The sequence below is a fragment of the Bradyrhizobium sp. 31Argb genome (genome assembly GCF_043638955.1).
In the GTDB taxonomy this organism is placed as follows: domain Bacteria; phylum Pseudomonadota; class Alphaproteobacteria; order Rhizobiales; family Xanthobacteraceae; genus Bradyrhizobium.
In genome coordinates this window covers 1-1,572 of record NZ_JBEGDB010000575.1, presented here as the reverse complement: position 1 = coordinate 1,572, position 1,572 = coordinate 1, and the positions used below count along the sequence as shown (strand labels likewise).

1 protein-coding gene is annotated in these 1,572 nt (G+C 51.0%); it reads left to right on the top strand.

What is annotated here, in order from left to right; genetic code table 11:
- Positions 1-1,515, top strand: a 1,515-nt coding sequence (locus tag AAFX91_RS41530; protein WP_394570329.1) for a restriction endonuclease, incomplete at its 5' end; no start/stop codon positions are given.
- Positions 1,516-1,572: the final 57 nt, after the last annotated feature.

Sequence of the window (1,572 nt, the reverse complement as noted above, 5' to 3'; positions counted from 1 at the left end):
CAAAACGAATCGTTCCATCCAAAGCTTGAATCACAGCCAAGCACGAATGAGAATCCTGAATCCCAACAGACCCTAGGATGGAAAGCATTCCAAGACCTCTGCGCGCATGTCTGTGAGGACATGTTGCGCATTCCTGTCGAAGTGTATCGTGAAGCGCAGGATGGCGGACAGGATGCAGTCTTCGTAACGAAGAATGGCCAAGCGGCAACTTCTGGAAATGCGACGGTACAATGCAAATTCAGTTCAGTCGCTTCACGAACCCTCAAACCGGGAGATTTGAAGAAAGAGATAGAACACGTGATCGAACTAAAGGCGAACGGTCATGCCGACACTTACGTCTTGATGACAAGTATGTCGGTGTCCGCACCGACCGCAATGCATATTAAGTCTGAACTTAGAACCTTGGGTGTCTTACACCCGCATGTGTTCGGAAAGGAATTTCTGGTTCGCGTCATCCGGGCAAGTACGCGCCTCAGAGCGCTTGTGCCACGAATTTACGGCTTGGGCGACCTATCCATGATACTGGATGAACGAAAAGCGGCACAAACCAAAGCTCTACTTGGGCATATTCTGCCAACTCTGAAATCATATGTTCCTACCGCGTCGCACGTGAAGGCGGTGAAAGCGCTTGCTACACACAAGATTGTACTTCTGGTAGGTGACCCTGCGACGGGCAAATCTACAATTGGCGCCGTACTCTCAACTATCGCGGCTGACGATCCAAATCACCGAAGTTTCAAAGCCGACGGTCCGCTGGAGCTAATACAAAATTGGAATCCAGAAGAGGGGGGCGGGTTTTATTGGATCGATGACGCCTTCGGTCCAAATCAGATGAGAGAAGACTACGTTGACCATTGGATAGCCATTATGCCGAAAATTCAAACGGCTACATCAGCAGGAAACCGCTTTGTTCTAACCTCACGACGCCACATCTACGAAGCCGCAAAACCAAAATTAGGCTCTCGGAATCATCCCCTCTTTCGGGATGGCCGCGCTGTCGTGGACGTTGGCGATCTGACAGTCGAAGAGCGGCGGCAGATTCTATATAACCACGTCAAATCCGGCTCGCAGCCATCGCACTGGAAGCAGTACGTTCGTCAAGAGCTGGATGCACTCGCTCATGAGCTTCTGCTTACGCCGGAAATCGCCCGTCAGATCGGCGACCGCAATTACACTTCAAAGATCGCTCCGACTAAAGATGGGCTTCAACGATTTGTTCGGCACAACAAAGCACATTTATTGCAGACCATCCGAGAGCTCTCTAAACCGCACCGAGCAGCGCTCACTCTAGTATTCATTCACGGTGGACAGATGCCCATCGGAGCTCCTGTCCCAGAGATGCAGGAGCTGGTGATTCGGCACTACAACGTTGATCGTGAAACGCTTGCGGAATCGCTAATCCATTTAAAGGATTCCTTCATCGTCGAAAGGAACGATGGAACGCGTCGGGACTGGAGCTTCAAGCATCCTACGTTGGCCGATGCTCTAGCAGCGACACTAGCATTACAGTTGTAATTGACTGAGGATTCTGAATCCATGGGCAACCATGATTCGAAGATCGTGGACGCAGGC